The organism is Mangrovimonas futianensis (genome assembly GCF_021245805.1).
Classification (GTDB): Bacteria; Bacteroidota; Bacteroidia; order Flavobacteriales; family Flavobacteriaceae; genus Mangrovimonas; species Mangrovimonas futianensis.
In genome coordinates, this window is the sequence record NZ_JAJJNF010000012.1 from 50,595 (window position 1) to 57,911 (window position 7,317).

The 7,317-nt window shown below is 35.4% G+C and carries 8 protein-coding genes, 1 tRNA gene and 1 pseudogene; 7 read left to right on the forward strand and 3 right to left on the reverse strand.

Features of this window, described 5'->3' with window-relative positions; all coding sequences use genetic code 11:
- Positions 1 to 48: 48 nt before the first annotated feature.
- Entirely contained in the window at positions 49 to 339 is a 291-nt protein-coding gene (locus tag LOK78_RS15885; protein WP_053970436.1) for a DUF493 family protein, read from the reverse strand.
- 90 nt (positions 340 to 429) lie between these two features.
- On the opposite strand from LOK78_RS15885, the gene LOK78_RS15890 reads away from it, so the two are divergent.
- The 5 genes from LOK78_RS15890 (at position 430) to LOK78_RS15910 (ending at position 4,995) form a co-directional block, all read left to right on the forward strand.
- Entirely contained in the window at positions 430 to 966 is a 537-nt protein-coding gene (locus tag LOK78_RS15890; protein ID WP_232635595.1) for an AAA family ATPase, read from the forward strand.
- Between the two features lie 2 nt (positions 967 to 968).
- Complete coding sequence (locus tag LOK78_RS15895) at positions 969 to 2,870, forward strand: RecQ family ATP-dependent DNA helicase (RefSeq protein WP_232635596.1); 1,902 nt, start codon at positions 969 to 971, stop codon at positions 2,868 to 2,870.
- Entirely contained in the window at positions 2,867 to 3,817 is a 951-nt protein-coding gene (gene fmt, locus LOK78_RS15900) for a methionyl-tRNA formyltransferase (protein ID WP_232635597.1), read from the forward strand. The genes LOK78_RS15895 and fmt overlap by 4 nt, the downstream gene beginning before the upstream one ends.
- A gap of 194 nt (positions 3,818 to 4,011) precedes the next feature.
- Positions 4,012 to 4,284 carry an HU family DNA-binding protein gene (locus LOK78_RS15905; RefSeq protein WP_053970440.1) on the forward strand — a complete coding sequence of 91 codons (273 nt, stop codon included), beginning with the start codon at positions 4,012 to 4,014 and terminating at the stop codon, positions 4,282 to 4,284.
- 150 nt (positions 4,285 to 4,434) lie between these two features.
- Positions 4,435 to 4,995 (forward strand): YqgE/AlgH family protein, encoded by a 561-nt coding sequence (locus tag LOK78_RS15910; protein WP_053970441.1) that lies wholly within the window; start codon positions 4,435 to 4,437, stop codon positions 4,993 to 4,995.
- Here the strand turns inward: LOK78_RS15910 and LOK78_RS15915 are convergent.
- A complete protein-coding gene (locus LOK78_RS15915; RefSeq protein WP_232635598.1) occupies positions 4,992 to 5,834 on the reverse strand; it encodes an aminotransferase class IV in 843 nt (280 codons plus the stop codon). The two genes, LOK78_RS15910 and LOK78_RS15915, sit on opposite strands and share 4 nt — an antisense overlap.
- A gap of 52 nt (positions 5,835 to 5,886) precedes the next feature.
- Positions 5,887 to 6,273: an START-like domain-containing protein gene (locus LOK78_RS15920; RefSeq protein ID WP_053970443.1), complete on the reverse strand. Its 387-nt coding sequence runs from the start codon at positions 6,271 to 6,273 to the stop codon at positions 5,887 to 5,889.
- 129 nt (positions 6,274 to 6,402) lie between these two features.
- Between LOK78_RS15920 and LOK78_RS15925 the strand changes: the two genes are divergently transcribed.
- Positions 6,403 to 6,476 (forward strand) — tRNA-Met (locus tag LOK78_RS15925).
- Positions 6,477 to 6,530: 54 nt separating this feature from the next.
- Positions 6,531 to 7,317 (forward strand): annotated as a pseudogene (locus tag LOK78_RS15930) (phage integrase N-terminal SAM-like domain-containing protein); the annotation flags it as partial.

Sequence of the window (7,317 nt, forward strand, 5' to 3'; positions counted from 1 at the left end):
TATAGTTTACACTGAAGTGTCTTCTTAGTGCAAAATACAAAAATAATATTAAAGGCTAATGACTCCTTCTACTTTTTCCCCAACCTCCTGATATTTTTCAATAACGTGCTCAGGACTATGCATTAACACATTAATGGAGACACTGGTATATTTTCCTGTTTTAGATTCTTTGGTCTCAATGACCGCTCCCATGTTATCAAAAATCACTTCTATCTCTCCAATTTTTTTTAAATCTGAAGGCACAATAAATTTATACAGATATTCTGCCGGCCAATTAGCAGACTCATATAATTGGGTCTTTAATTTTTCGTAAAACTCTTTTGATTTATCTTTGTCCATAATCTTAAACTTCTCAAGCAAAGGTAAGCTTTCCTTGATATTTTTTATTTAATAATTTATTACGATTTTTACTTCTAAAACCTTGCCAATTTGAAATTGAAGAAAATTGTCATCACCGGAGGACCTGGAACTGGAAAAACTTCTCTAATTAACGAACTGGAAAAAAGAGGCTATCCCTGCTTGGAAGAAGTTTCTAGACAAGTCATACTGAATGCAAGAAAAGATGGTGTAGATCAGCTATTCCTAACAGAACCACTTCTTTTTAGTGAAAGGTTGATGGAAGGCAGAAAAAAGCAATTTCAGGAAGCCGAAACGCATGGAGCTCCAGTAGTATTCATCGACCGTGGCATTCCCGACGTTTTGGCATATATGGATTATGCCAAAGAGACCTATCCAAGTCATTTTATTCAGGCTTGTGAAATAATGCAATATGATAAGGTATTTGTTTTGGCGCCATGGGAATCCATTTATTTAAGCGATAACGAGCGTTATGAAAGTTTTGAGCAAGCAGTTGAAATACACGATTATTTAGAAGCTACCTATCAGCGATTTGGTTACGATTTAGAAAATATTCCTTTTGATACCATTGAGAAAAGAGCAGATTACCTCATTTCACTATTAATGTAATCATGAGATTGCAGGCCATTGACATATTAGAACAATATTGGAATTACACATCCTTTAAACCTCTTCAAAAAGAAATCATTGATGCCGTTTTGGAACATGAAGATGTGTTTGGACTACTGCCTACCGGCGGTGGAAAATCTCTCTGTTTTCAAGTTCCAGCAATGATCCAAGATGGCATTTGCATTGTTGTTTCCCCTCTCATTGCTCTTATGAAAGACCAAGTTAGAGCCCTGAACCAAAAAGGAATCAAAGCGCTATGCTTGAGCAGTGGGATCTCCTATAGTGATTTGGATGCCCTCTTAGACAATTGCATTTATGGAAATTATAAATTCCTCTATCTCTCACCTGAAAGATTACAACAGGAATTGGTACAGGACCGCATCAAGCAGATGCCGGTCAACCTTATAGCTGTCGATGAAGCGCACTGTATTTCTCAATGGGGAAACGACTTTAGGCCAGCTTATAAAAATATTCAAGTTTTAAGACAACTTATCCCACATGTTAACTGTATCGCATTAACAGCTTCGGCTAATGAAGAAGTGGTGGAAGACGTTATTTCTGAATTGGATTTGTTTCAACCAAAAATTTTCAAACAGTCCTTTGAAAGAACAAATTTGGCCTACATGGCCTATAATGTGGAGGATAAGAACTATATGTTGGAATCCATTTTAAAAAAATATTCAGCTTCATCCATAGTTTACGTCAGAAACCGAAAATCAACTATTGAAATTTCAAACCAACTAAATAGCAAAGGCATCTCAGCTACCTTTTATCATGGCGGACTACCGACTAAAGAAAAAGACCAGCGTCAAAACGACTGGATGACCAATCAAAAACAGGTGATGGTGGCTACCAATGCCTTTGGTATGGGAATAGACAAACCCGATGTCAAAACAGTGATTCACATGAACCTTCCCGAGAGTCTGGAAACCTATTTTCAAGAGGCAGGAAGAGCTGGAAGAAATGGAGAAAAAGCATTTGCTGTCGTTTTAAAAAACAACAACGACATCCCTTTATTAAAGAAGCAATTTTTAAGTACGCTGCCTACTGTTGATGACATTAAGCTTATTTATAGAAAACTCAATAACTACTTCCAAATCCCCTATGGTGAAGGAGAACAAAGCACATTTGAATTGAATTTCAACCAATTCTGCCACACCTACCAACTCAATGGTATTTTAGCATACAATGCCCTACAGCTTTTGGATAGAACGAGCATCATAAGTTTATCAAGAGAGTTCAGTAATAAAACCAAGATACAGTTTCTTGTGAGCAACGAAATTCTTTTTCCATACATGGATCGACACCCCGATTTGGGAATCCCGGTCAAAACCATTTTAAGGACTTATGGTGGTATTTTTGAACAAGAAACCAAAATCAACACCTTAAAACTGGCTGAAAAAGCATCTATTGGTGAGAATAGATTTATTGAAATTTTGAAAAAACTGGAAGTTGATGGTATTATTTCACTTCAACTCAAATCAACAGACATACAAGTTACTTTTATTCAACCAAGGGAGGACGATAAGACTATCAACCGCATCATACCTATCATTCAACAACAAAATGACCTAAAGAATAAGCAAGTGAATGATATGATTTCATACATCGAAAATGATGAACTTTGCAAAAGCATACAATTGCTATCTTATTTTGGTGAAGAGAACCTAAATGCTTGTGGCATTTGTTCGGTATGTATCAAAAAGAGTTCTAAGCCTCCCATTTCTTTAGAGGAAGTCAACGAGGCTATATTAGCTTATTTAGGAAAAAAAGAGGCCAATTCAAGAGAATTACTATTAAAAATTCCTTTTCAGGAGAAAGAACTTAAACAGTCCTTGAAAGCTCTTTTGGAACAAGGACTAATTACCATTACAATTAAAAACACCTATAAATTAAATCAATGAAAAGAGATTTGAAAATCGTCTTCATGGGAACTCCAGATTTTGCTGTTGCCACTTTAAAAAGTTTGATAGAGCATCAATATAATGTGGTAGGAGTTATTACTGCTCCCGACAAACCAGCAGGAAGAGGAAGAAAAATTCAAGAAAGTGCAGTAAAGACCTATGCAGCGAGTCAAGGCCTTCACATCATGCAACCGACAAATCTTAAAAGCGAAGCATTTTTGGAAGATTTGAAGAGCCTTAATGCCAATCTCCAGATCGTTGTTGCCTTTAGGATGCTACCAGAAGTAGTTTGGAAGATGCCAGAATACGGAACCTTCAATTTACACGCCTCCCTACTCCCTAATTATAGAGGAGCAGCTCCTATTAATTGGGCCATCATTAATGGAGAAACAAAAACAGGGGTCTCCACTTTCTTTATTGATGAAAAAATTGATACAGGTGAAGTCATTCTTCAAAAAGAAGTTGAGATAAGCAAAACTATGAATGCAGGAGATTTGCATGACCAATTGATGGACGTAGGGAGCGGTTTGGTTATTGAAACTGTAAAGCTTATTGAATTAGGCCCTGTAAGCACCAAACCACAACCAGAAGGATTACCAACAAAAACTGCCTATAAGTTAAACAGGGATAATTGCAAGGTTAATTGGCATAATTCCCTAGATCAAATTTATAACCACATAAGAGGCCTTAGCCCTTACCCAGCAGCATGGACATCTATTGAAAATGGAGAAGAGCTTTTGGAAGCCAAGATCTACAAGTCAGAAAAAATTGAGGAGAACCACCAATATCCTATCGGAACAATCCTTTCCACCAAGAAAGAATTAAAAGTAGCTGTTAGAGAAGGTTATATAAATATTTTGGATATCAAGCTTCCAGGAAAGAAAAAAATGGATATCAAATCATTGTTAAACGGTTATTCCTTTTCTGAAAATTCAAAAGCGCTCTAATCCCTTGATTTTATTGATATCGCAAAAAACACTATAAAAAACACGCCCTTTATTAACAAATGGGTGAAGTTATTAACAATAACACGCATTTCCCTTGCTATTACTTGCTTAGTAGCAATATCCGTATAAATTTGTATAGGATTTAACTAAAAAAATGTTTAACCAACAATTTATTAATAATTAAATTTAAAATTATGAACAAATCAGATTTAATCGATGCTATGGCAGAACATGCAGGAATTACTAAAGCCGCTGCTAAAAAAGCTTTAGAGTGCATGTTAATTGAAATTGAAGGAGCTTTACAAAAAGGTAACAGAGTTTCTTTAGTTGGTTTTGGTTCTTGGTCAGTTTCTAAAAGATCTGCAAGAGAAGGAAGAAACCCTCAAACAGGAAAAACTATTAAGATCAAAGCTAAAAATGTAGTTAAGTTTAAAGCAGGTGCTGATTTATCTAATGCGATAAACTAAATTACTGAATAGTAAGCGAATAAAAATTTTATTTATATTCTAAAGCCTTCCGTTTCTGGAAGGCTTTTTCTTTGTAAAGTCACAAACAGTGGGGAATTGTTTGATTTATTCAAAAATTTTATTAGCTTTAATATATAATCCTCATCAGTTATGACTACTATCAAACCAAAAAAGGGCTGTTTACTCATCGCAGAACCCACAATAATTGGTGATATTTCCTTCAATCGGTCTATCATTCTTTTGGCTGATCACAACGATGAAGGATCCATCGGTTTTATTTTAAATAAACCCTTGGATTACACCATAAAAGATCTCATCCCTGAAATTAAGGCTGACTTTAAAATTTATAATGGTGGACCTGTAGAGCAGGATAACCTTTATTTCATTCATAAAATACCGGACTTAATTCCAAATAGCATAGAGATTTCTATGGGCATCTATTGGGGCGGTGATTTTGATCGAGTAGCAGAACTTATTGCCAATAATGAAATTGAGGAAAATAACATTCGCTTTTTCCTTGGCTATTCAGGTTGGGCATCAGAGCAACTCAACGATGAACTTAAATCAAATTCTTGGGTAGTCACAGAAAACATCTATGAAAATTCCATTATTGAAAAAGACTATGAATCTTTTTGGAAGGAAAAAATGCTGGAGTTTGGGGACGACTACAGTATATGGTCGAATGCTCCTGAAAACCCAAGTTTCAATTAAGACAACCTAACTTTCACATTTACTTTTTGTAGAATCTCTTTAGCGAATTCAACTGAGAAATTCTTTTTTCTATATTTAGTAACTGGCTGAATTCCAGTTATAACGTTTGTAATAAACAATTCATCTGCTTTTTGCAACTCAAAAGGCGAAATGGATTCTTCCTTAATCTCCCAATCTGGCATTAATTCAATAATTTCCATTATCTGCTTCCTCATAATCCCTTTTAAACATCCGTCCTGAAGCGGCGGTGTTTTTACTGTCTTCCCTTTAACTAAAAAAACATTTCCATTTAATGCTTCTATCACTTGCTTTTCTGTATTGAGGAGCAGACAATTCTGGAGGTCATTTTCTTGAGCATAGATACCACCCACTACGTTAAGTGCCCTATTGTTGGTCTTCAAAGTTGAAAACAAGCCAGGCGCCACATAAAAATCTTTAAATAAATCCACCTGATAATTAGACTCATTTAGGAGGTAAAAATCAGATTCCAAACCCTTTACAGAAATTAGATAACTTACTCGGTTTGAATTGGGAGTATAAAGTCCTCCTTCTACTCTATTAACGGCTAATTTTATTCTTACCGACTTTTTTTCAAGATTATTGGCCTGAATCGTTTTCACAATCTCCTCCTGTAAAAATTCCATGGTAAATTCCATAGGAATATCCATTCTTAAAATCCGCATAGAGGCCATCAAGCGAAAATAATGGTCTTCCCAAAAAAACAGTTTTCCAGAAACATATTTCATGGTTTCAAAAACCATATCACCATAATTATAACCTCTATTTTCTGCTGATATCAGTTGTTCTGGAGAAGTAAGTGTGCCGTTAAAATTAATCATAAAAAAATCCCGAATAAATTCGGGACAAATATACGGGTTATGATTTTAAAATCTAGGCTGAACCAAGAACGTGTTTCAAATCTGAAATTTGATTGTCCCAAAGCATTTTAGCCTCTTCAACTTCATCCTCATCAGCAAAATCTGTAACAATCAAGCTTACATCTTTAGTTATCTCATCTACCTGAATCTTCATTTCGAAATATGCTGCAGTATCTTCCTCATAAGACCATCTAAACTTAATTCTTTCACCGCTTTTCTTACTGACCAATTTTGCTTGCTCCTCAGTACCGTCCCAAATAAATTTAAATATTTCTCCTCTTGAATTCACATTTTCTGCAAACCATTCTGATAATCCTGAGGGTGTTGATATATATTGATACAGTAACTGTGGTGAGGCATGAATGGGGAACTCCATTTCAAATTTTACTTTTTCGTCCATTTTAAATATTGATTATTATTCGCTCAATATATACATTAATTGATAAGTTTGCCAAAAAAAATTAAAATATTTTAAACGAATAATCTTTGCTGAATTCTAATTTGTTTTTATCTTTGCAGCCGTTAAAATGGCGAGGTAGCTCAGTTGGTTAGAGCGTTGGATTCATAACCCAGAGGTCCCGAGTTCAAATCTCGGTCTCGCTACAAATTTTAAATTATTGTACATAAGCGGTTTAGCCTTTGCTAAACCGTTTTTTTATGCCCAATTATAAAGATGTTCTTACATTTGCATACGAAAGTGAATACGAAAATGCATACGATTTGCCCAACAAAAACAAATTTACCACCCCAAAAATTTACACAGCAAAAGGAGATTTAAGTAAACGTTGGTACGTTTATTTTTCCTATCAGAATCCCGATGACCCTTCAAAATTGAAACGGGTCACTCCCTTTTACGGAAAGGTCAATAAATTTAAGACCAAGGAAGAACGCTTGGAAATGCTTTCGGTGTATCGAAGAACACTTATCAAACTTTTAAAACTAGGATACAACCCATTTGAGGACAATACTTCTCTATTTGAAAGTTTGCAAAAAGATAAAGAATTGCCTTCAACAATCCCTGCCGAAAAGCCAAAGAAAACTAAGGCACCTAAAAAAGAGGAATCTGATGACCAACCAAAAATTGCGGTTGCAAAAGCCTTTGAGTTTGTTATTGAGCTCAAAGAGAAGTCACTGACCAAAACCACCGTACAAGGTTACAAGAGCAGGGTTGATTTTTTCCTGAAATGGCTCAAAAAGAACCAGAAATCTGTTGTTTCCATAGACCAATTGGACAAGAAAATTGTTTCGGCATTTCTAAACGATGTCCTGATGCGAACCAGTCCAAGGAACAGGAACAACTACAGAACTGATTTGAGTAGTTTGTTACAGACCATGGAGGACAACGAGTTAATCGAGGATAACTTTGTAAAAAGAATCCCTGTATTGAAGTCCATCCCAAAAAGGAACAAAACTTATTCGGAAGAAACCACCGAGGCCATTTTCA